The following is a 25,160-nucleotide window of genomic DNA, read 5'->3' on the forward strand; positions in this document are numbered from 1 at the left end:
CCTTATAGTATATACATACTCTAGGTAAAAAGGTTGGGTTGTTTGTCTGAAAAAATTAATTATTTATTTATTTTTTCATCAAGTTATAAATGCATAGAAGTCTATTGCTCGGAAATGATATAATAATAAAGCTGGTATTCCTTTGTTTTCAGATTAGATTTAATACCCATGATCTTGAACAAACTATATTTTAATCTCTTATATAGGTGCAAGATTTTACTATGGTAAAGTTTTTTTCTATTGATAATTCTTTAGTAATAAATAGTCGTAAAACAGCTGCTTCTTTAGCAGCTTTCCCTAGCTATAAATTGTCATCTCGTGAATATGCTCAAATGTTAGAGCCAAATAATACATTGGAGAGATATTTGGTAGTAGGGATCATGCAAGATTTTCCCGTAAGCGTGTTACAACATAAGTTAAAATCTTATGATGCACAAGTACACTTTGTAAGAGATCAATTTAAGTTAGTGGTAGTACTCTTTTCTACTTCACAACCTCAAGAGTTTATTAGCTTCTTAAGTTCATTAGGAGCTGATGCTGTAGAACTGACTCATGTACCAGATATCCGTAAAGCTGGAGCTTTTGTTTCGGATATGGATTCGACAATAGTGCAATGCGAATGCATTGATAAGATTGCTGCTTTATGTGGGCTAGAAGAACAAGTGGCTGCGATTACCGAACAGGCAATGCAAGGTAAACTTGATTTTGTAGCGGCTTTACAAGAACGTGTATCCTTATTAAAAGGTGTGCAAGTAGATAAGTTTGCAGAACTAATTGCCGAGCTGCCAGTTATGCCAGGGGCGAGTGAGTTATTAACTTATCTGCATGAGCAAAAATGGACAAGCGTACTTGTAAGTGGAGGCTTTGTGCCTTTTGCGCAAACGGTGGCTCAAGCTTTAAATTTTACAGCCTACCATGCAAACCACTTAGAAGAGAAAAAAGGGGTATTAACTGGTAAGGTAACTGGCACAATCGTAGATGCAGCCTATAAAGAGCAATGCTTAGCAAGCTACGCCGAGCAAGAGTTAGTGACAATTGCTATTGGTGATGGTGCGAATGATATTCCAATGCTGGATAAAGCTGATTGGGCAGTTGCTTATTATGCAAAAGAGAAAGTACGAGCACATGCGGACTTTATTGTACAGCACACCGATTTACGAGCGGTGGCAGCTGCATTAGAGCTTAAACGTCAGTTACTAGAAATGAGTAACTAAAAATTAAGAGAATAGTTACCTTTATTAATTTTAGATTAAGATTGGTAAATATTTAATTTATACTCATTTATACAATGGCAATATAAAATATTACGCGTCTAACTTACAAAGAGGAAAAATATTTTACGGTCGTTTTTGCGCTAAATTTCCCTTGTTTCGGGAAACTCAAGACAAAAAAGTAAAAATTCTTTTTCTATACGCTAGTAATTTATTAATTCGCCCTTATAAATAATATAAGAAATAGAGCAAAGGATATTAGCAAGGCTAGTTTGCTAGACCATAAAGATGACTTTGCTTTACTCTTCTGCCGCTTAAGTGTTTGAACTAAGCATTAAGCAAATTACGAATAAAAGTTTTTAGTTTAGGATTTAATTTTTTAGCAGGAATTGAATCCCGAGTTTTTAGATGTGTTATGAATCTTTCGGTAAAATTTAAACGCTACTTACTAGCGGCTGCCACAGGCTTATGCTTTGTCTCAGCTCTAAGTACAAGTAATTTTGCTGCAGCTGCGCCTATGAGTGCAACTAATGATTATAGTGCATTTGGTGATCGTGGCGGACCTGGAGGCAATCCAAGAGCTAATCTTGGACATGATCCAAGTAAAGCTCCAGGACGTGTAGGTCCAGGATACAATTCAAATCCTGTTCTTCGTGGTAACCAAGGTCGTAATAACCCAGCCGCACGTGATGGCAATGGACGTAGTTCGAACTTTGGTAAAACTTCGGTTTATGCAAGTAATCCAGCATTTGCACGTAGTTCTGGTTTTAATAATTTTGTTCTTTACAACAATAGCAGTATTTTTACAACTGCGGGAATTGTTGTAAGTTTTATGACGGCTAACTCTGTTGGTGGTTCATCTAATCCAGTCGTAGGTATGTATCAACATGCAAGCACAGGCACAGCAACAACTTTAACTAGTGCCCTAAGTGTAGATGCAACAACCGCAACCACTCTAGCCGACGATAGTCTTAATCAAAGTACCCAAGCTGCAGAAAGCTTTAATAGCTTTGTGGCGCAAAACCAATTACCAAGTTGCTTAGTGACCGAAGTATTTAGTGGAGATACTTTCTCATGCTACTTCGCTCACTTAGATGCAACCAGAATCGTTAAACTTTATGGCATTAATGCCGTAGCTAGTAGCTATGCATATAATGCTTCGGCTTTAGTAGCTAACTCTATTTTAAATAAACGAGTAGTAGTCCAAGCTTTATCAACCTACAATGAACCAAGTGTGCAAGCTGTAGTGTATTGGGAAGGCTTAAACCTTAACTACCGCATGCTGCAAGTTGGTGCTGCACAAGTAAATACCAATGTTGCTGATAATAGTTCAGCGTATAAATCATTTATTGAAGCGCAAGCGCAAGCTAAATCACAATCGCTAGGACAATGGCACTTAGTTGATTAATTCTTACATCTAAAAACTCGTCTATTTAAAATTTTATCCAAAGATCATTAGCGTCTCAGTTTTATCAACTGAGACGCTTTCTGTTTAGCCGATCTTTTTAGCCAATCTTTGCTTAAGCAAATAGAAAAAACTTCAGCTAAATCCCTAAATAATTGCTAAACTAAGATAGTTAAGTTAATGTTACTTATACCTAAATTGAAAAAATTTAACCTTTTAGTTTTAAATGTTCTAGATAGTTCTGAATAGTTCTCAATAGTACTAAATAGTTCTAAAGCTAAGAGTTTTTAGGTGTTAACTATGACTTAATTCCAGAATTTTGATAATTATTATTTTTATAACTGAGAGTTTACGGCATTAAGGTCGTAGATCCTGTGGGCTAAATTTTTATTCAAGGATTGATAAAATCATGACATTTACGCATAAACCTAAAGTAGCTATTGTGGGCTACCGTGGCATGGTAGGTTCAGTATTAGTTAACCGTATGTTAGAAGAAGACGATTTTGCACTAATTGATGCAACCTTTTTCTCAACTTCAACGCACGGTACTCCAGCTCCTAAAGTTGGCAAGTATGATTTAGGTTTAATTGGTGATGCTAATAGCGTTGCCGAGTTAAGCGCTTATGACGTAATTATTACTTGTCAGGGGGGTGACTATACTAATGCAATGCATCCACAACTACGTGCTGCTGGTTGGCAAGGTTACTGGGTAGATGCTGCTTCAGCTCTTCGTATGAAAGAGAACGTAAGTTTAATTCTTGACCCAATCAACAAAGACCAATTAAAAGCAGCAATCGCTGCTGGGCAAAAAGACTTTGCCGGTGCAAACTGTACAGTATCTTTAATGCTAATCGGTTTAGGAGGTTTATTTACTAAAGGTTTAGTAGAGAGTGCGATTGTAAGTTCATACCAAGCAGCTTCTGGTGCTGGTGCAGCAAATATGCGTGAACTAGTAGAGCAATTTGGTGCAGTATACAATCACGTAGCTCCTGAACTAGCTGATAAATCTAAAACCATGCTAGATGTAGCTGCAAGTGTGCAAGATTTATTAGCAAATAATCTACCATCTCCATACTTTGGTGCGCCATTAGCAGCAAGCTTAATCCCATGGATTGATGCAGCCCATGATCATGGTTTTACCAAAGAAGAATGGAAAGGTCATGCAGAAACTAATAAATTATTAGGTTTAACAGATCACAGCATTAAAGTAGATTCGACATGCGTACGTGTAGGGGTATTACGCAGCCATAGCCAAAGCATTACCCTAAAATTAAAAGAAAATCTGTCAATAGCACAAATTGAAGAGTTAATCGCAACTCATAATAAATGGGCTTACTTAGTACCTAATGAAAAAGAAGCAACTTTACAACGTTTAACCCCAACCGCAGTATCAGGTACATTAAACATTGCAGTTGGTCGTGTGCGTAAACTATCATTAGGTGATACTTACGTAAGTATCTTCACTGTTGGTGACCAATTACTATGGGGGGCGGCAGAGCCTTTACGTAGAATGTTACGTTTATTATGTAATGCACCTCTAGACTACTAGTAGTTACAGCTTAGTAGTATAGCGTAATTATAAATTGCAATTTGTGTAGAAAGGTATAAGAAGTAAACTTTACCACTTCTTGCACTTGCTATATTTTAAGAAGCGATTTAATTGTACGACCTAGATCTGTGATCAAGTCAACTTAAATTGCAAAACTTAAGTAAAAAGCCGTGGTGTTTTACAACATCACGGCTAAAATTTTAAGGGTTTAAAAAAGGATTAGTTAGGTAATAGTGATTAAGATCTGTAAGAGGTAACACTTGCTTAGAAGTTGTATGTGCGCATGTACATACTGCCAACAAGTGTATGAGTTTACGTTAGTCTTAAATAGGTTAAGGTTTTTAGAGTTAAATTTAAAGTAAAAAGAAGAGGTAAAAATTAAACTTTGTGCTATGCACGTTAAGTCCCTATAAGAGAAGCGATAAGTCTCTATAAGAGATGCAATAAGTCGCTATAAGAGACTATGCTGTCATAGGACAAAATCTTTAAACGGTTTTAGTTTGTTACTGCCAAATTATCGGGAATCCCTAAGTTAAGTAGAGCTAATTATAGGTTTAAGTTAGAGAGTATGTACAAGACTTATAAGGATAAATCTCGTCATAAGTCTAGAAGTAGATCTAAGAGTAAATCTCTAAATCGATCTGGGATTAAGTATATAACTAGCTAGCTAATGGTCTTGACTTGGATTTGATTTGGCACTAACAAAATAAAAAAGTTCTCGCCGCCGTGCGGCGAAAACCTCGGACTTTGGACTTTGTTTTATTATCTATAATCATTTTTGCTTGAGCTCAAACTTTAGTCTATAAAAGTGATTACTCATTGTTTACAAGTTGAGTTAAAAATACACCTTGCACTTAGGGGGATTAGCCTCGACTTTAGGCTAAAATAGAGTGAGAGAAAAAATGCCTAAAGTAAAGATAAACTAAAAGTAAATAAGAAAGCATCATAGCTCGCAACTTCTATCATGCTTTCTCCAACATATTTTAACTATCTTTTAGGAGGCTAACATGTAGTGCTGGTTAAAGATAACACTAACTTGTTAGGATGAATCCATTATAGGTATAGATGATAATTATTATCATTTAGATTGATAGTAAAAATTACTTAAGCTGTGATAAATAATACTTATTAATTTTTTAATCCCGCAGTCTTATTGTGGGATTTTTGTCTGAGTAAAAAAATCTCCTCAGCACTTGGTTTATTCAACCTTGGTGCTGAGGAGATTTTATGTATATAGTCAGCGCTAACAAGCTTGAGCTGATTTGCGCTTTGCTTGTTATAAGCTAGCAGCAGTTATCAGCTAAACATAGCAAGCTCATAGCTCTTAGCAAGAATTAGTTATTTTTTATTGCTTGAACTATTAGTGCTATTGCTGTTAGTGCTGTGGTACTATTCGTACTATTAGTGTTGGTAGTCGTGCTGTTATTGTTGTTTGCACTACTACCAGTTACTTGCGCTTGATTATTGCTTGGCGCGCTAATGCTTAAATTAATAGGCTCTGGAGCTGGAATTACACTACCTGGAGCATAACAAACTGATAAAGCACCTGGAGTGGTTGCTGGTAAACAAGTTTGTGTTTGGTTTTGTAATTGGATGCCCTGTCCTTTACGACGACGTGCTTGACTATCTAAACCAAAATCAGGTGAAGCTTCAAGTAAAACTTGCGTTTTAGTGCTAAAGTTTTGTACCAGACTTAAGTTGGCTGAATAATCTTGTACGCTTTGACCGTATGGTCTTACAGGATCCAAACCTTGACCTGTAGTTTGTGAGTCAAGAAGATCTGAAGATTTTAACTGACTTGAGTTAGTTAAGTTTTGGCTTTGACGTACGAGATTGAGCAGATTGTCATTAGCGTCGATGGTTTTAGCATTAACGGCTGCAAACACTTGACTAATTTGGGTTTTCGAAATGCCTTTAAATGCACTATCAGAATTACCATATGGTAAAGCTTGCGAAGCAATACCAGCATTCTTAGCTGCATTTAATGCTGCTTTCGATGGTGTTGGATCTTCAGGGAACAGGTTACCGCTGCCACTTTGATCTTTAATATGATGACTACCAGGTAAGTTCATTTGAGTATCACTTAAACCAGCTGTAGGAGCTTTGATTCCAGCTACATATTTCTCACCATTTAGTTCACCTGTTAGTTTACGCTCTTTTACTAAAGCTACACGACGGCTAATTTGGCTATCGACTTTAGTACTAGCGTTGGCAGAAGTTTTATTACCGCTGTTTTTACCTTTATTGCCGTTGTTATTATCTTCTTCATCGCTTGAGCTGCTACTATCGCTACTTTGTTCTCCCTCTTGCTCGCTGCTACCGGTTTGGCTACTTTGACTAGAGTTGTCAGCTTGGGCATCGCTGCTTGTGCCTTGCTTGTCGTCGCTGTTAGAGTTTGAGCTGGTTTTGCTTGAGCTAGTAGGATCTGGTGAACTACCACTTGCACTGATAGCTTCGTCACTAAGTACTTGCGTATCAGAGTTAGTTTTAGTGTTCTCAGCAATAATGTTAATTACTGTACTTTCTGCTTGCGCAGGAATAGCTTTTTCTGATTCTTCTGCAGTATTGTCTACATTACCTTGGCTAGGTGTTGTAGAGCTGCTGCCAGTGCTACCAGTTGTACCTTGATTGCCTTGGTTGCCTTGACTAGCTTGACTATCAGTATTACCGCCCGTACCTGTGCTGCCTGAACCGCTATTACCACCAGTTGAGCCTTGGCTACTATCCCCTTCACCGATGGTAATCTCGCCTGAAGCTGGATCTAAACTTGGAGTCGTTTGATTACTTTGATTAGAACCTTGCTTGTCACTATCAGTTTCAGGGGTAGTTACAGGTTCTTTAGTTTCGCTGCTCGAGCCGCTAGTATCTGAACCTGTATCTGGAGTAGTAACTTGGCTTGAATCTTTACTACTATCTTCTGCGCTCTCACCTTGTTTATTGTCTTGCGTAGGAGTTTGGGTATCAGTAGTAGGTTGTTCAGTTGGCGTATCAGTTACTGGAGTTTCGGTACTACCTGTTTCACCACCGCTTGCACTTGAATCAGTGCTATTGCCAGTTTGTTCTTGGTTATCTCCTTCAACACTCGAGTCCTGACTGTGCGCTTTAAGGAAATCAGCACTTAAGGCATTACAATCACTTAAAGAATCAACACAAGTTAAAGATAAGTTGTTAAATGAGAAACTCGTAACTTGCGTATTTACTTGACGTACTTGTAAATCAATGCGATCGGCAGCAATAGTTGCTTGCGAGTCAACGGTTAAGGTGTCTGTAGTTAAGCTTAAAGTTTTACCTACACCAATATTTGAGTTACCGTTAATATCGGTGGTAGAAGCCGCATTAATGGTTGCGTTATAGTTAACTGTAGCCTGACTATTGGTAAAGTTGAACGTAGCAACCGCAACATTAGCATAGTTAGCGATTAATGCCGCACTATTGAATGTTGCTTGTGAGCTCGAACTATTACCCGTAAAGTTAAAGTTATTAACGCGTAAATTAGAGTTATCTACCGTTAAGTTACCTGTAACGTTTAAGTTGTAAACTTCGGCTGTAGAGTTAGCTGTAGCTTCTAAAGTACCTACATTAACTTGCGTTTGTTGGTTGGCTGCGTAGAACTTAGTATTGTCACTTAGGATTAAAGTGTCAATCTCAGCACTTGTGCCTTTAACTGTAGTAGTGCCATTAGTATCAGCAATATAAGTACCAACAGTTAAATTACCAAAACGGTTAATCGAAGCGCTGGTAATGTACTGCGTAGTTGCTTGCACATTTGTAGCGTCCACCACACTACCACTAACCACACTAACGTTTGGAGCTTTGATGTTAGTAACTGCAACTGATGAACTATCTAAGGTTAAGGTCGCAGCATCAATGGTTGTATTAAGCTCTTGGCTACCAGTGATTTGCGCATCATTGGTTAGGGCTAGTTTATCGCGTACGATTAAACTACCATTATTACTGAAGTTAATAGATGAGTCATTAAGAGTAAAGTTATTAACTCGCAGGTTATAACCTTGTAGCGTACTATTGTTAGTAGCGCTTGCATCAGCAACGGCTAGCATGCTCGAAGCGTTAGCTGTACTATTATCAAGGATAAGGTTCGACCCAGTGATCATGCCCGCATGGAACAATGAATCTTTTACGGTTAGAGTATTACCATTGAAGAAGCTTAGATTGCTAATATTGCTACCATTACTAAAGTTAAATTTATAGCCGGTCAATGAACCTTTTTGCTCAGCGTTATTCAGGATTACGTTTGAGAAGTCAGCGTCACGACGTACTTTAACGATCCCTTGGAAATCACTAATTAGGTTGTTGGTAAAGTTAACATAGTGTGAACTATAGTTAGCTAAACCACTACCTTCACCACTACTAGGACGGAAATCACCTAAAAATAGTCTGATGACACTAAAGTTTAAAGTCGTGTTAGTGAAATTTAAACTTTGAGTTGTGTGTAAGTCGATAACGCTAGTACCAGTTAATACTAGGTTGTTACCAGTAACATCAGTATTCCAACTACGGAAATAAATACCTTGGGTTTTCTCTTCCCCAATCAGCGTTCCAGATGATGGAGAACTTAGGTTTTCATAAGTGTAATCGCTGCTTAGAGTAGCATTTAACTTAAGGTTACCTTTTAGTGAAATGTTATTCGCAGTTACATTCATTGAGGTAACGTGGAATTCAGCCTCTGCACTTTCGTTTAGCGTGAACTCTTGCGTATTAATCTCAACCGTTGATTGATTACCACGGGTTACACTATCAAGAACAAACGAATTAAGGTTTACCTTACCATCATCGGTAAAGTTATCAGTAGTTAAGTTACCAGTACGCACAATTAAGCTTGAGCCATCAGTTAGGGTTAAGCTAGCATTGGTAATGGTAGCTAAACCATGATCTTGTAAGCTAATGTTTGTCCCGCTTACATTTAGCGAAGTATTAACTAAGTTACTATTATTAGCCGAAATTACTAATGAATCTGCTGCTTCATCAGTATTAGCCGCAGCATAGTTGTAATTTAAGCTTAAATTCGAATCAATAATTAAAGCATCACGTAAATAGATATTAGCCGTGTTGCTGTATAAGGTATTGTTCGTTTTTAAACCAATAATGGTTGAGTTCTCAATACCTAAGTTAATATCGCTACTACGATTAATAACTTCGTTATTAGTCGTATTAGTAAAATCTGCTTTTGTAATATTACGGAAAGTTAGAGTTAGACTACTATTTGGATAAGTACTACCAAAAATAGTATTGTTCGCAAATGATACGCTGTAATAGTTAGCTACTGCAATGTTACTTGCATAAGCTTTAAAGCGAGAAGACGAGTCAAACTCAAATGTACCCTGACTATCATCACTCCTTGAATAATAGTCAAAGTTTAAACTACCGCGGTTTTGAATAATTAAATTCGAACCATTAGTTGCACTAATGTTGCCCGTAATTTCTAAACTGCTTTCAGGCACTTTACTTTTTGCACCTGCAGCTAAGTAGTTAGCATTAGTGTTTTGCAATAATAGAGTGGCATTGTTTAAGTTAAGGTTTTCTAAATAACCACTTAAACCAGTATCATTTTCTGAACCTGAGTAGTAGAACCAATAAGCATTACCATTAGTAACATTTAAGGTTGCACCTGCTAAGTCAAATAATAACCACGCATTACCGTCTAAGCTTGAGTTAGTGCTTGTGCGGAAATAGATATTACCACCGTTTAAGCTTAAATCATCAGTTACGGCGCTGAGTTTTTGATTTGACGCGCTTACAATGCCTGTAGGTAAGTAATCGGCTGCCGCTACATATTGTAAAGCTGTACTATTAGTACCACCTTCGGCTGTTACACGAATATAACCATTATTTGCAGTTACAAAACTCGTATTCGCTGTTAGTAAGTAAGCAGCATTATCAGCACTAGCGGTATTAGTATTAATAAATAAACCTGTACCATTAGCTAAAACCCGACCCTGTTGTATTGTACCATTAGTTACATCAAAAGTAACATTATTAATTGCGGTTCCACTATAGATATTACTATTACCTAAGTGACTTACATAAGTAGCATTGTCTTTATCAGTGCTATCAGGGAAAGAGGTTGCATTACCACGGAACTCTACGTTTTTCAGTAGCAGACTGCCCGTAGTTGCAACACTAGCATTAGTACCACTTACGTCAATGGTTGAGTTAACAAAGCTTACAGCTTTACTCGCTGTAATTTGCTTAACAAAAGCTGTACCACGTGCACGTTCATCACTGTTTGAATCTGGATCGATGGTATCCGAGCTTACAATAACAGGTTGTTGGCTTGTGCTGGTGGTTTCGGTTTCAGCCGTAGTTGAATCTACTGCGCCAAGTTTTTCATTAACGTAATTTACTCCCGCTAATGAATAATTAGCCATAGCGCTATAGTAATTATCTAGAGCACTATCACTCACATTTACGTCTAATTGACCGGTTAGTGTAGAGTCGGCAACACGTAATGAACTTAGAGCACGGTAGGTTTGATTAGCTGTAATGGTCGAACTAGTAATACTAATATTATTCCCAGCTAAGAGTTTAAACTCACTACTACCAAGACTTAAAGTTGAATTATCTAAACTAATATTCCCTAGTTTCGCCGCTAAGGTTAGGCTGTAACCATTAGTTGTTTCAAGGTTTATATTACTCGCGCTAATGTTACCTTCAGGTGTATATAAAACAATGTTAGTTGTATTTAACCAGTTGTTTAACAGGTTATCTGAAATAGTAACATTATAAGTAGTACTTAAAGTACCTGAGCTTTGGTAAGCAGAAACAATTTTCTCTAAAGTAATAGAGTTGTATGAAGTACCTGAGTAATTAATGCCAAAGATGTAAGTTGAACCTTTATATAAGGCTACTACATCATTTTCACTATCACTGCTATTCGCAAATTGATAGATAAAGGCCTTTTGCGTTAGGATTTTGGAATTTGTAAGCGTAGAGTTTGAAATTAAGTAGATGTCTACTGGATCTAAGTACCAGTTACCACTACTTGTATTCACTAGCATGTCATCAGCAAAGGCAATATTCTTCGCCGAAGTCTCTACAATCCCTGCGCCATTGGTGATACTCCAAGTACCAGCATATAAAGCGGTATTAGCATAAGCAAGGATTTGTCCTTGTTCGCTTTGTGTAGATTCAGCAAGGAAGTTCGCACCGCTTTCTACAACAAGGCTTTGCGCATATTGACTTTTACTATTAGCTAACTCTTGTTCTCCAAGTAAAGTAGTTAGACCACCAACGTACACTTTACCTGCGCTTTGGTTATTTGCTTGTGCGCTCACGCTTGAGTTGCTTAAAAAAGCAATCTCATCACCATTTACGGCCACTTGGTGACCGCTTAGGCTACTGTTGTTGATTACTAAGCTGTTATTAGTAGTGTTAGCACTTACGTTTGTAGTACTTACATTAGCTTGGGTGCTAGTAATCGCATGATTACCTACGTTATAGCTACCAGTACCTTCAGCACCTACGAGCTCAACTACGCCATTTTTATCAACTTGCACGGCTTTAATTGAACCTTGGTTGTACACTCTATTAGCTAATAAAGTGGCATTTTTACCAGCAAAGATCTCACCTAAGTTTAAGGCTTGGTTCTCAGCGCTAATGGTATAAATAATGCTTGGGTTATTAAAATCAGCAATTGAAATAGATTTACCTGCTAAAAGGTAAACACTACCTTTTTCGGCTTTTAATACCCCTTGGTTAATTACGCTACCACCAATTAGCATTAATTTACCGTCTTCACCAACGCTTAATACCCCTTGGTTAAGAATGCTAGCCGCTTGCGCTTCTTTAGCATTAGCAAACTTATAGTTACCGGCTAAGAAGTCTTCGTTGCTTAAATCTAAACTTGAAACCACTAGACTTGCAGCGTCAATCGTAGCATTTTTACCAATAACTACACCTGCTGGGTTAATAATAAATACTTGCCCATTAGATTTTAGCGTCCCAAGGATTTTTGAAACTTCACCACCTAAAACACGGTTAAGAACTGCGCTTTGGCGATTGTTTTGGATAAAGTTGTAGATTTCATCTTTATTGATGTTGAACTTATCCCAATTAATGATAGTTTTGTCAGTAACGGTTTTAATGTTGGTTACTAAACCTTGAGAGCTAATAGTTGCTTGGCCTGCAACTACTTGTGGATTGCCGGTTAGAGCATAACTATTTGCACTTACACCAAAACTACCCATCATGGCAAGAGTTGCAGCTAATAAAGACATGCTTACGCGCGAGCCAGTGTAGTGTACTGCTCGACGAGAATTTACGTTTGCGTTGGCATTTTGCGACATGCCTAATCCAAGACTTAATGGCAGTGCCATTAAGCCTGATGAGCTGTCGTTTGCCTCATTAATGTCAAGATGACCTTGAGTTGTTTTATTTGCTGTATTTTCTAGTTCAGAAACTACAACAAGATATCCGCTATGATTGCGTTTTAAACGATATATTCTGTTCATGTGAAGAAAACTAAAAAATATCTTAGTCATCATAGTGCGCAAGGCGCACAATAATCAACGGATACTCATATTTAAAAACGGTCAATACGTAAACGGTGCAGACCACAAACGCAAATTGGGCAGACGTTTGCAGCAGTGCCGGTTTATGGTGCTTAAATATGAGTACCTGCTATGTACATAACTAAGAACGATCTATAGAAAGAGATTGTATTTTCTGGGATCGTTTAACTTGCTTTAATCTTAATTTAGAGAATCTCTATATCGCAATTTCGAGCCAAGTAAAGAACTGCAGAAAATAAATCTATTTAGGTGTTGTTCTAAATAACCAAAATAAAGTGGAGAATGTAAAGATGCTAACTTAAACAGTTGGGCTATTTAGTCAGCCAAAAGAAATTAGAAATTAAAATATAGAGGACAAGAATAAGAGTGTAAGAACAGGCAAGAGTCTGGGAATGAGGCAAAGCCGACAATACTTTCAGAAATAATGATTGTTTGGAATGAGAGGTGAGTTAGTTACGTAAGTAATGAAGTACTCTGGAGATACTTGCTAATCTAGCCAAGGATAAAAAGTCTAGATAGATCTAGATAGGTTAGATATGTTTAGATAGTTCTAAATAGCTATAACTAACCAAAAGCTCTAGAGAAAACTAGATAACCATTATCAACCTGAAAAACTCTAGATAACGGATAATCTATCTTCTTTAGTGTTAAAGAGAATAGAAATCAGTTGTTGTAAGTGTGAAATCACAAGAGTTTAAGGTTAAGTATTTTACGAGGCAACTAAAAAGTTTAACTTACAGCGAGGTAAGGTTAAACATTAGTAGTTAAGTTTAATACGCGGATGTATTATGAACTTAACTAGTGAATTTCCTGAAGTATGTGAATAGTCTTTTTATCTGTCTATGTGTAAAGTTACTCTACGTCTAGAGTCTGCATTAGCAGCATAGATTAAAAAGAAAGTGTTTGCTTTGGTGCTAGTCCCAACTTACATAAGTTTTTATGGCTTGGTTTAATAAACTTAAGCTATAAACTCTTATTACTTGCACCTTATTAGCGAAAATAGCTAATTTTCACTAATAATTAAGAAAATTTAACTTTTAACTAGCTAGGTTAAAACTTAAATTTATTTAGCTATAGTCTTAGACAAAATATTTCTTGAAAAGTTTTATAAAAAATGAACTTTTTTCAAGAAAATATCAGCATAGACAACATGGTTAATCATTGCTGGCAGTGATAGCGTTAAGGCATGATCACTGTTAAGGGATTTTGTCATGAATAGATAACTGATTATCTATGCAGTTAGACAAGAAAAGAGGAAGAAAGTTTTATCTTTTTACCAAAAATCTTCCGAAAAAGCACAAGTCTAGTTGAACTGGCTATTAAAAATTACTCTTCAAGCTAGCTTGTATGCCATGAAGATTGAATTTGGTAAAGGTTGTTTGAAAAATATCTGTAAAGTAGCTTAATTTTATCCTTACGCAAAGCTTAAGAATAGGAGAGATAAGAACGAAGAGATTTGCGTAAGCTAGGTTTTGGGGCTTAAGTGCAATGGCTTTTTTGCTACTTTACAAAGAGTTAGAAAAGTCTAAGGTGCTGTTTGGTCAAGAAAAATAGGTAATGTTTAGCAGTATAGTCAGTAAAAGTTAATCATAACTTTAAACCTGCTAAAACATAAACCTAGCAGGTTTATTAACTCCGTTAAGAGTTAACTGATCTAGAGCATTAAGTGAACTAGAACATTAACTGGACTAGATCACTAACCCAACTCGAACATTAATCTAGCTAGAACCTTAACTTTAGAAATTCTTCTATGAGAGATTAAAAGCTTTCTCATAGATTTTTCTATAAAAAATCGTTAAATTAAGCGATTTTAATCAGCAGACGATTTCTAGCTCTAATTATACAGATTTTATATAAAAATTGGCATAAAATACCTAAATATTATATCTTTACAGAGCTCTATAGCTTCCTATTGGTAGATAACAATCTCAATATAAAACCCTTAGTTAATTATCAGAATTTTAACTATTGATTTAACGGGATTTATTACTACTGAAATTGTAGTTTTGTAGGCTATTTCCTACTAAAAACTAAGGCTAAATAATTGTCTGTAAAGAAGTGCTTTAGAGACTTGGACGTCTAAACAGGAAAAACTTCAGGCTGGGGTTTTAGAAAAAATTGTGACTTAGGTGGATAAGAAAAAGTCTTTTTGCGTATAGCCTGCTATATGTAAGAGGCTCGGAGAACTAAGATTGCTTGCTTTAGAATTAACTAGTGCAATCTATTGATCTTAAAAATAATTATCTTAATTATTAAGGTTTTAGTTAAAGTGGGAATAATTTGCTCTTAACAAGCTTCCCATTGCCTTGAGCTTTAGGTTAGGATATATCTATGAGCTCCAAGCGCATTAATTTTTAACCTCTTATTACACTTTAACTTCTTATTTATTTCTTAGCGCAAGTTAGCTTTTGCACTTGCAGCCCCATTCACATTGGAGTTTTTATGCCAACAAAACATGTCTTAGTATTACAAACTGATTTTGGTCTAGCTGATGGAGCCGTAAGTGCAATGTACGGAGTTGCTGCCCAAGTTGATCCAACTTTACGTGTAGCAGATCTAACGCACGAAATTCCACCTTATGATGTATGGGCGGCTAGTTATCGCCTATTACAAACAGTTCCTTATTGGCCACAAGGTACGGTATTTGTGTCAGTTGTTGATCCAGGTGTAGGTTCGACGCGTCGTTCTCTTGCCGTACGTACTACTGGAAGACAAATTATTATTACTCCAGACAATGGGACTTTAAGTCACATTGCCCACGTAATCGGCATCGATGAGATTCGTCAAATTAATGAAACTACTTCCCGTCTTGCTCATTCAGAAGAAAGCCATACGTTTCATGGACGTGATGTCTATGCTTATAATGGTGCACGTTTAGCTTGTGGGGAGTTAGATTTTGCGGATATTGGTGAGTTAGTAGCTGTAGATTCGATGGTAAAACTACCTATCATTGACGCAAAAATTGCGGAAGATGGGAAAACCATTGAAGGGATTATTGATATTCTAGATATTCGTTTTGGTAGTCTATGGACGAATATTCCTTTAGGTTTACTACGTCAACTGAACATTAACAACCAAGATGACTTAGTAGTGTCGATTTTCCATAATGGTCTACAGGTTTATCAGAACATTATGAAGTTTGCTAAAGTGTTCTCGGACGTAAAAGTGGGTGAACCATTAGTGTACATTAACTCACTCTTAAACGTAGGGGTAGCGGTAAACCAAGATTCATTCAGTCGTCTATATCATATAGGTACAGGAGTTGAATGGTCATTACATTTACGTAAAGCTGAACCTCGTTAATTGGGTCTATATGATTTATTAATTAGATCCATGCGATTTATTAATTAGATCAGTACGACGATTTATTGTAGTATCTATCTCTTTGGCTAGATGATTTCACGATAATCTATTAGGTGTAAGTTCTTGAGCTTACACCTTAAATTTTATTAAGGTGGTGATACTTATTCACAAGAAATGAATAAGAAATGAATTGTAGATAAAGACTAGCAATTTTTCAGCCGATCTTCAGAGTTAAATCTCCCACTAGCTATGTAACAATTATGACTTAATCTTTCTATATATCAATTTTCTTTAAATATAGACGTGTAAATAAAAATTATTTAAGAAAAAGATAGAAGAATATACTTGTGGAGAGTTAGTTCTGATATACTTATAGGGCAACATAAGAGCAAATAAATCCAAGTTTATAAAATATAACCCTATAAGGGCTCGATCTTCTGTAAGTTCTTTAGAGAAAAGAGAGCTATACCTTATAGTAGCTAACTTGTGGTTGCGTATATAGATTGATCTTTGCTAGTACTTTTACTTTACTAGCACGTACTCATCGTTAGATGAGCAAGTTTAGGCATTTTCTAAGTCATCAATTTAGTTTAGGGAGTAACTAATATGGCAACCACAAAACGTAACCCGGTAATGACTGTTGTAGCCATTGGTATCGGGGCGGCTCTGATTATGATTTTAATGCGCTTTATTGCGCTACCTTCGCCAATTCCAAATACTAAAATTCAAACAGCCTTTGGTTTTCTGGCATTATTTGCTGGAGTATTTGGACCTGTAGCAGGAGCTTTTGCGGCATTTATTGGTCATGCTTTAAATGACATTACCCAATATGGTACAGCTTGGTGGTCATGGATTATTTGTTCAGGCTTACTAGGTTATGCTATGGGATATAGCATTGACTTTAAAAAGTTACAAAACGGTATTTTTGGTCTGAAACAAATTATTACCTTTAATAGTGTCCAAGTTCTTGCCAATATTGCCCTTTGGGCAGGTGTTGCTCCTTCACTTGACATTATTATTTATAAAGAACCAATAAATAAAGTTTACTTACAAGGTTTAGTATCAGCTTCAGCTAATGCTTTATCTGTAGCGATTATAGGTACTTTACTTTTAGTTTCTTATGCTAAAACGCGCACTAAATCTGGCTCATTATCTTTAGAAAAAGATTAAAGAAAACTTAGAGAACATAGATTTAGGGTAACAGTGTATTTAAAGTTTTTAATGTTGAGGAGTATGTAAAAATGGTTTAACTTTAAGGAGTATTACGAAAAAATACTACTTGAAGCCTTAGACTTTACTTTTTCAGCTAAGCTTAGTTCAAGCTTTCAACTTCAAATTTTAAGCATAAAACTTTAAAGATTAGCCTTACCTTAGTAAGTAAAACTTCTATCTTGGTTTTAGTTTAGATTTTCTTTGTATGTATATAGCCAGGATCCTGTATCCTGGCTAAAACGTTGTATTTTACTCACTAGAGCTGGTAAAGTACAAAAACTTCTCATTGCGTTTATGAGTTTGCAACCAATTATTTCATTTAAAAATTTCAGTTTTAAATATAACGCTCAAGCTGAACCTACACTAAAGAATATCAATGTTGATATCTATCCTAGAGAAAAAGTGCTAATTCTTGGACAATCTGGTTCGGGTAAAAGTACGTTTGGGAATTGTATTAATGGTTTAATCCCTCATGCTTTTCCTGGGCAAATCACAGGTGCACTTTGGGTAAATGGAAAGAATACGGCTCAAGAGAGTCTTTTCTCTCTAAGTACTTCAGTAGGAACAGTTCTCCAAGATACCGATCATCAGTTTGTAGGTCTAACTGTAGCCGAAGATATTGCCTTTGCACTTGAAAACTCTTGTATGCCAAATGAAGCTATGGCGCAACAAGTAGATAAATGGGCAAAAGCAGTAGGAGTTTATGATCTATTACACTCATCACCTTATGATCTATCAGGTGGACAAAAGCAACGCGTTTCGATGGCTGGGGTATTAGTTGATGAAACTCCGATTCTTTTATTCGATGAGCCTTTAGCTAACTTAGATCCATCTTCAGGTAAAGAATCGACTAAGTTAATTGAACAAATTCATCAACAAACTAATGCAACTATTCTAATTGTTGAACACCGTTTGGAAGATGTGCTTGCTGCACCAATCGATCGCGTACTTGTGTTTAATGCAGGCGAAATCGTTGCTGATACCACTCCGGAGAAACTTCTCAAAAGCAACCTGCTTGCTAGTCTAGGAATCCGTGAACCTCTATGGGTAAGTGCTTTACGTTATGCAGGTTACGATCTAGAGCAAGTAGAGCATATTGATAATCTCGAGTTACTAGACGGGGCAAATATGGCAGCCACTTTACAACAATGGGTTGCAGCTCAACCTCCGATAGCAGAACGTAAAAGCTATGCACCAATTCTACGTCTAGAGAAAATTAACTTTGCTTATCGTGAAGATTTACCGCTGATTATTCGTAACCTAAATTTAAGTTTAGGGCAAGGAGAAATGATTTCTCTAGTTGGCAAAAACGGAGCTGGTAAATCAACAACCTCTAAGTTGATTTGTGGTTTTGAGAAGCCGCTAGCCGGAAAAATCTGCTGGCAAGAGCAAGACATGACGACTTGGGACATTAAACAAGTAGCCGATTGTGTAGGCTATGTAATACAAAACCCTAATCAAATGCTCACTCAAGTTAAGATTTTTGATGAAGTAGCCTTAGGCTTACGTTTCCGTAATCTTGATGAAGCAACCATTAACCAAAAAGTAGAACAAGTGCTACGCATCTGTGGTCTTTACCCGATGCGTAATTGGCCAATCAGTGCATTATCGTATGGGCAGAAAAAACGTCTTACTATTGCCTCGATTTTAGTGCTTGATCCACAAGTAATTATTCTGGACGAACCTACAGCTGGACAAGACTACAAACACTATACTGAACTCATGGAGTTCCTCAAGCAAATCAATGCCATGGGAGTAACCATTATTATGGTAACGCACGATATGCATCTCATGCTTGAATATACCCAACGGGCATTAGTGATGGTAAACGGACAGTTAGTTGCTGATACTACACCGGCTAAGGTGCTTACTAATCTAGGATTAGTTGCCCAAGCTGCTTTAAAAGAAACGAGTCTCTTTACTTTAGCCACTCGTTTTAACTTAGGCAATCCAACTTCGTTTGCTGAAAAATTTATTGCATTTGATCGGAGGTTACGTCATGGCGAATAATGTTATGGGGTACATCGCCAAGAACTCCCCGATACATCGCATTCATGCCACTGCTAAGTTAGTATATTTCTTTGTGGTATCCACCGCAGCAATGATTACTTACAACACTTGGCTTTTATTGTTCATTGCTTTTAGTTCGGTACTCTTATTAAAGATCTCCAAAATCTATTACCGTGAAATAAGCTTTGTTCTGAAGTTTATTATCTTCTTCTCGGTACTAAATTTAGTTACGGTGTATCTATTTGACCCAATGCATGGTACTGATATTTATGGTACAACCCACTATATGTTTAAAGGTTGGAAGTGGTTTCAGTTTACTTATGAAGAAGCATTCTTCCTCTTTAACTTAGTCTTAAAATATGTGGCTACAGTACCTTTAGCCATTATCTTTTTAATGACGACTAATCCAAGTCAGTTCGCTTCTTCGCTTAACCAAGTAGGGATTAGCTATAAGATTTCTTATGCAGTGGCTTTAACCTTACGTTATATCCCTGACGTGCAAAGCCAATACCAAGCCATTAATAAATCACAACAAGCTCGTGGCTTAGATTTATCACGCAAGCAACCGTTTTTTAAACGCTTAAAAGCCGTAATCGCTCAAGTGATGCCATTGATTCTTAATTCGTTTTCGAATATTGAATCGATTAATCATGCTATGGAGTTACGTCGCTTTGGAGCACAGAAACGTCGCACTTGGTTAATGCGTCAAAAATTAACCACTAAAGACTATTTAACCATGTTAGGTGCTTGTTTAATTCTGGCTTTTGTGTTTGCGCTTTACTATGTAGATGGTGGTCGCTTCTATAATCCGTTTATTTAGTCAAGAGATGATAATTGTGATCAATGACTCTATTGATCCTATCCCTACTCAAAATAACGAGTGCAAGACATTTGAGAATAAACTATTATTCTAAAATTTAGAAGCAATACAATCATGAAGAACCTCGCAAAAGTTGATTATCAACTATTGCGAAGTTCTTTTCTTGGTATAACCATTAAACCCTTAAGGAAATAGGGGAATTAGAAAGGAGAGTTTCGTAGGAATTAAGAGAAAATTAAGCTTGAGATTAAGAGTGATTAACATTTAGGTATGAGGATATATTATAATTTCCACAATTTTACATGCTGTATGCGCTCATAAGTAAGGTTGTCAGCTTATGGATAAGGTTTGAGATGACTAGATATAGGTACTGAATTTGCTTAAGAAGCTCTAAGAGGGTTTCTTATGCAATATTTCCTTACGAGATACATTCTTACGCAGTGTTTCTTTACGAATCACTTCCTTACGAAGAGCTTTCGTACTAAATGCTTTCGTACTAAATGCTTCCGTACTAAATGCTTCCGTACTAAGTACTAAATGCACTTTACTCTCTAAACCTCTGTCTCTAACTCTTACGGGACATGCTTACGCTTTACGGTATACAGCTCAACCTCTATTTGTTCATTCGCTCTAATTATGCATAGATTTCGCTTTTTAACCACTTGTAAATTAGCACCTCTAGCTTTAGCTCTGTTTGCAGGGAATTTAGCCTTAGCAAATACAGATTCCACAACTAATGCTGCTAGTGCTACAACCTCAACTAATACTACGACTAGCACGGCTAGCACAATTATCGATGCTACGAACAATACAACTACTAATGTAGTAAATGCCAATAGTAGTACGGAAGTTGCTACTAGCACTACCAGCGTAAATAGTAACGCGATTCCTACAGGTAAGTTATCAGACTTAACTGTAATGGGGATGAACCGCTCAACACGTACTGAAGGTCGTTATGCTTTTATGAGTTCGGCTTTTAGTTCAACTACCGGGTTAAACTTACTCTATAAAGAAACCCCACAATCGATTAGTTCATTAACCAATGCTTATATTCAAGCGCGTGGGATTTACAATGTTGAGAAAGCTCTTAACTCGGTAACTGGTATTACGGTTGTTAAAGAATCAAATAACTATCGTTATCTGTCACGTGGTTTTTACATCGATCAAATTCAAGAAGATGGACAGAGTTCGACCATTCCTGGAGCAGCAACTAATCCCTACTATTCTGCAAGTAGTTTTACCGATTTTGTCGTTTATGATCATATTGAGGTAGTGCGAGGTGCAACTGCACTGACTTTAGTTTCAAATGATCCATCAGGGACAATTAATGCTGTATACAAAAAACCTCTAGCTCGTCCTCATGCGCAAGTAGGGTTTAAAGTAAATAACCATGGTGCAACACGTTTAACTTTTGATTTGAATAGTCCGTTAGCTGATCCAAGTTGGAAAGCGCGTTTAATTGGAGCTATTACTTACGATAAAAATCAAACTACAGCCAAGGCAGGAAAAAGCGCAGTTTTATATTCCACGGTAAGTAAAGACTTTGAAAATGATCAGTTAGTATTAGGTGCGATTTTCCAATATCAAAGATCAACTCCTAATCCGTATGGCTTACCTTATAAGTATATTGACGGTACAGAAACTAATTTACCACGTGATACTTATTTAGGGGCAGCCTGGAATAAACAAAGCAATAAAAAATTCAAACTCTTTGTTGAGCATACGCACGATTTTAATGATCAATGGCAATGGTTGACTAAAGTTTCTTACACGCGCATGAAAAATGAGTTAGCTTTTGCGGCTCTGGGTAATAGTAGTACGCGTACAGGAGTAGGCGGTGTTAATGCTAATGGTACTTTAGCCTTAAACAATAAACTCTACTATAAAACTCTAGGTACAACTTGGAATGTAAATACAGGGGTAAAAGGAGACCTTGATCTCTACGGTCATAAAGCTAAAGTGTATGCAAGCTACATCTATACCGATGAAGTAAGTGATACGAGTTTTAAACGAGTTCGTGATACTAGTGCCTACAATATTTATACCTTTGATCGTTATAGTGTAGTACGTCCAGACTTTAGTACTACTTATGATGATTGGGGTACTGGTTATAACCGCTTACGTTCACATAGCTTTAGTGTCGGTGGACATGTAGAACTAACTCCACAAGTTAAATTACTCGCTGGAACGAATTACTCTTACTTCCAACAAATTAGTGGTACGGATTATATTTGGTGGAACGGTCAAGCAGATTCTGATACTGATCTATACACTAATTATGGTTATCATGCCTTAACGCCATTAGTTGGTTTAACTTATGAGTTTTTACCGAACCACACTTTATATACCTCTGTAGGACGTAACTTTAAAGTGCAAAGTGGTAAAGACATTAACGATAATCCAATCGGTCCTAAACGTGGCACTAATTACGAGATTGGCTATAAGTACAATACGGCTCGCGTAAATGCAAGTATTGCAGCGTTTAAGATTTTAGATCGTAACCGTGCAGTGTCTACTGGTTTACGTAATGCCAATGGTAATATTTACTCCGTGCCAGTAGGTAAAGTACGTAGCCAAGGGGTTGAACTAGAAGTATCGGGAGCAATTACAGACAACTGGCAAGTATTTGCAGGTTATACTTTTAACACTAGTCGTTACTTAGTTGATGAAAGTACAACTTATACTGCTGGTCTAAACTTTAGTAAAGTTACCCCAAAACATATTCTACGTTTCTACACCAGTTATAGCTTTGCTGAATCTCCATGGAAAGTTGGTGGTGGCTTTAACTACCAATCAGCAACAAGTTCGTTATACCAAGACATAACGCAAGGTGGTTATACCCTTTGGAACTTTGATGTAAGTTACCAAGTAACGCCTAAGCTTCTAGTGTCTATGAATGTGGATAATCTATTCAATAAAAAATATTGGATTAATAACCGCATGCGTGTATACGTCATGAACAACTGGTATGGTGAATCTCGTACTGTACAGTTAGGTTTAGATTATAAATTCTAGAGTTAGAATTACTTAGTTGCTATAAGTAAGTACTACAAACTCATCTAGTACTTAGAACATAGTCAACTACAATCAAACACAACAAGTACTTCAAGCATAATCAAGTACAACCAAACTCAATAAGTACTTCAAGCATCAAGTACAATAAAGACAACTATTCAACCCTAAAATCAAGAATTACTTGGTTTTAGGGTATTGTTTTATATTATGACGATATGCCGTTATTTTCTGCAACTAAGTCGCTATTTCTGGGGGCGCAAACAAGCATGGCGTTACTGGTTGCTTTTTATCATTATCATTAGTCTATCTTTAGTCATAGTTCGGGTATCCGTAGCTATAGCTAATTGGCATAAAGAGTTCTACGATGCTTTAGCAGCCATGGAAGGAAGTAAAATGCTTCCTCTGATTTGGCACTTTTTAGGTTATATGCTGATTATTGTAGGATTTGTGATTAGTGGTAGTTATTTACGTAAACGGTTAATGTTTGCGTGGAGACAAGACTTAACCTACAAACTACAGCAAGCATATTTAGAACAACATAATCACTATAAACTGCGCTTTAGTCAACAAGTAGATTATATTGATAACCCAGATCAGCGTTTAGCTGAAGATGTCTATCTCTTTTGCTCACAAACCTTAGACTTAATTAGAGGTTTTACTTTAAACTTAGCGCGTTTAATTTCGTTCGTAGGAATCCTCTGGGGCATGAGTGCGAATTTTGTGTGGCATTGGCAAGAGCATCATTGGGCTATGCCTGGCTATTTAGTGTGGGTAGCATTAATCTATGCGATAGTGACTACTCTGCTTATGCATCTTGTAGGTCATCAATTGCAACAAATTTATGTACAACGCCAACATCTCGAAGCTGATTATCGTGCCGATCTCGTACGTCTACAAGAGAATAGTGAAGCCATTGCCCTCTATCGTGGTGAGCAACACGAAGCTTCCAAACTTCGAACTAAATTTGCGCAAATTCGTGCGAACTGGTTAACTCTAGCTAAAGAAGAATTAAAAGTAGAAGCTTTCTCGGCTACAAATTTACGCATCAATTTGTTTATCCCCATTCTTGCTACCTTACCTATGTACTTTGCGCAAAGTATTACCTTTGGTGGGATGATGCAAGCAAGAAGTGCTTTTGGAAATGTGCAAGATGGTTTTAACTGGCTCGTAGATTCGTATAAACAAATTATGCAATGGGCAGCTGTAGTGCAACGTTTAGGGACTTTTCATCAACGTTTATTAGAGTTAAAGCAAGCTAATCAGCAAGATGTAGAACAAGATCTAGGATCTCCAAGCGTAGATCTAGAAGTTGCTATAACACCTTCTTCTACTTCCACTGCAACTCCAGCAACTTCACCTATGCTTCAAGTAGCACCTATGCTCCAAGTTGCAAACCTAAATCTCTTAACACCTGAGCACAAGTTAATTTTACAAGATGTTAATTTTACGGTGCAAGGGAATAACTGGGTCTTACTTGCTGGAGCAAGTGGGAGTGGTAAAACAACAATCTTACGAGCTTTAGCTAGCATTTGGACATATGTGCAAGGAGAGATTACTCTGCAAGCGCAACGCCCAATGTTCTTACCGCAAAAACCATACGTTAGTTATGGCACGCTGCAAGAGTTGCTTTCCTATCCCCAAAACCAGTTATTGGATCTAACTCGCTGCACCGAGTTGCTACACTTAGTTGGACTGGAAGAATTTGAGCCGCACTTAACCTTAGAGCAAAACTGGGCACAAGTTTTATCTGGTGGACAGCAACAGCGACTAGCTCTTGCACGAGTTTTAGCTTATGAACCTGATATGCTCTTTTTAGATGAAGCTACCAATCAATTGGATAATGAGGCTGCTTATGCTTTAATGGTAATACTAAGAGAACAATTACCAAATACCATGGTGATCGGGATTACCCATCAAGCTCATCTCTTACCATTATTTGAGCAACAACTAGATTTAGGTGAGTTTAAATCAGCAAGCAGCTCAGAATAAAAAGTGTTTGCATCCTTATCTGGTTGTATTGTTATCGAGTTGTCTGGATATCAGATTAAATCCATATCAGATTAAAGATAAGTCTGGTCAAAGACAAAATCCTAAAAATGAAACAGCT

General features: G+C 37.0%; 10 protein-coding genes. 9 read left to right on the forward strand and 1 reads right to left on the reverse strand.

Features of this window, described 5'->3' with window-relative positions; translation table 11 throughout:
- Positions 1–221: 221 nt before the first annotated feature.
- The 3 genes from serB (at position 222) to asd (ending at position 4,165) form a co-directional block, all read left to right on the forward strand.
- Positions 222–1,214 carry a phosphoserine phosphatase SerB gene (gene serB / locus CKF58_RS01370; RefSeq protein WP_119530199.1) on the forward strand — a complete coding sequence of 331 codons (993 nt, stop codon included), beginning with the start codon at positions 222–224 and terminating at the stop codon, positions 1,212–1,214.
- Between the two features lie 412 nt (positions 1,215–1,626).
- Entirely contained in the window at positions 1,627–2,619 is a 993-nt protein-coding gene (locus tag CKF58_RS01375; RefSeq protein WP_119530200.1) for a thermonuclease family protein, read from the forward strand.
- A 406-nt stretch (positions 2,620–3,025) separates the two neighbouring features.
- On the forward strand, positions 3,026–4,165 hold the full coding sequence (asd, locus tag CKF58_RS01380; RefSeq protein ID WP_119530201.1) for an aspartate-semialdehyde dehydrogenase: 1,140 nt from the start codon (positions 3,026–3,028) through the stop codon (positions 4,163–4,165).
- A gap of 1,334 nt (positions 4,166–5,499) precedes the next feature.
- Here asd and CKF58_RS01385 read toward each other — a convergent pair.
- The gene (locus tag CKF58_RS01385; RefSeq protein ID WP_222987648.1) at positions 5,500–12,633 is read right to left on the reverse strand and encodes a filamentous hemagglutinin N-terminal domain-containing protein; all 7,134 of its coding nucleotides are present in this window, start codon (positions 12,631–12,633) and stop codon (positions 5,500–5,502) included.
- Between the two features lie 2,502 nt (positions 12,634–15,135).
- Here CKF58_RS01385 and CKF58_RS01390 point away from each other — a divergent pair.
- The 6 genes from CKF58_RS01390 (at position 15,136) to CKF58_RS01415 (ending at position 25,042) form a co-directional block, all read left to right on the forward strand.
- Positions 15,136–15,996, forward strand: coding sequence for an SAM hydrolase/SAM-dependent halogenase family protein (locus CKF58_RS01390; protein ID WP_119530203.1), 861 nt, complete (start codon positions 15,136–15,138; stop codon positions 15,994–15,996).
- 606 nt (positions 15,997–16,602) lie between these two features.
- Positions 16,603–17,166: an ECF-type riboflavin transporter substrate-binding protein gene (locus CKF58_RS01395; RefSeq protein WP_119530204.1), complete on the forward strand. Its 564-nt coding sequence runs from the start codon at positions 16,603–16,605 to the stop codon at positions 17,164–17,166.
- Between the two features lie 336 nt (positions 17,167–17,502).
- On the forward strand, positions 17,503–19,218 hold the full coding sequence (locus CKF58_RS01400; RefSeq protein ID WP_119530205.1) for an ABC transporter ATP-binding protein: 1,716 nt from the start codon (positions 17,503–17,505) through the stop codon (positions 19,216–19,218).
- Complete coding sequence (locus CKF58_RS01405) at positions 19,208–20,038, forward strand: energy-coupling factor transporter transmembrane component T family protein (protein WP_119530206.1); 831 nt, start codon at positions 19,208–19,210, stop codon at positions 20,036–20,038. Before CKF58_RS01400 ends, CKF58_RS01405 begins: the two co-directional genes overlap by 11 nt.
- Before the next feature lie 636 nt (positions 20,039–20,674).
- On the forward strand, positions 20,675–23,053 hold the full coding sequence (locus CKF58_RS01410; RefSeq protein WP_119530207.1) for a TonB-dependent siderophore receptor: 2,379 nt from the start codon (positions 20,675–20,677) through the stop codon (positions 23,051–23,053).
- Positions 23,054–23,260: 207 nt separating this feature from the next.
- A complete protein-coding gene (locus tag CKF58_RS01415) occupies positions 23,261–25,042 on the forward strand; it encodes an ABC transporter ATP-binding protein/permease (protein ID WP_119530208.1) in 1,782 nt (593 codons plus the stop codon).
- The last annotated feature ends 118 nt before the right edge of the window (positions 25,043–25,160 follow it).

This window comes from Psittacicella hinzii (assembly GCF_003585935.1).
GTDB lineage: Bacteria > Pseudomonadota > Gammaproteobacteria > Enterobacterales > Psittacicellaceae > Psittacicella > Psittacicella hinzii.

Coding starts and splice junctions, on each gene's coding strand:
- CKF58_RS01395 (WP_119530204.1), top strand. CDS start 16,603: ATGGCAACCACAAAACGTAACCCGGTAATGACTGTTGTAGCCATTGGT.
- CKF58_RS01390 (WP_119530203.1), top strand. CDS start 15,136: ATGCCAACAAAACATGTCTTAGTATTACAAACTGATTTTGGTCTAGCT.
- CKF58_RS01400 (WP_119530205.1), top strand. CDS start 17,503: ATGAGTTTGCAACCAATTATTTCATTTAAAAATTTCAGTTTTAAATAT.
- serB (WP_119530199.1), top strand. CDS start 222: ATGGTAAAGTTTTTTTCTATTGATAATTCTTTAGTAATAAATAGTCGT.
- CKF58_RS01375 (WP_119530200.1), top strand. CDS start 1,627: ATGAATCTTTCGGTAAAATTTAAACGCTACTTACTAGCGGCTGCCACA.
- CKF58_RS01385 (WP_222987648.1), bottom strand. CDS start 12,633: ATGAACAGAATATATCGTTTAAAACGCAATCATAGCGGATATCTTGTT.
- CKF58_RS01410 (WP_119530207.1), top strand. CDS start 20,675: ATGCATAGATTTCGCTTTTTAACCACTTGTAAATTAGCACCTCTAGCT.
- asd (WP_119530201.1), top strand. CDS start 3,026: ATGACATTTACGCATAAACCTAAAGTAGCTATTGTGGGCTACCGTGGC.
- CKF58_RS01405 (WP_119530206.1), top strand. CDS start 19,208: ATGGCGAATAATGTTATGGGGTACATCGCCAAGAACTCCCCGATACAT.
- CKF58_RS01415 (WP_119530208.1), top strand. CDS start 23,261: ATGACGATATGCCGTTATTTTCTGCAACTAAGTCGCTATTTCTGGGGG.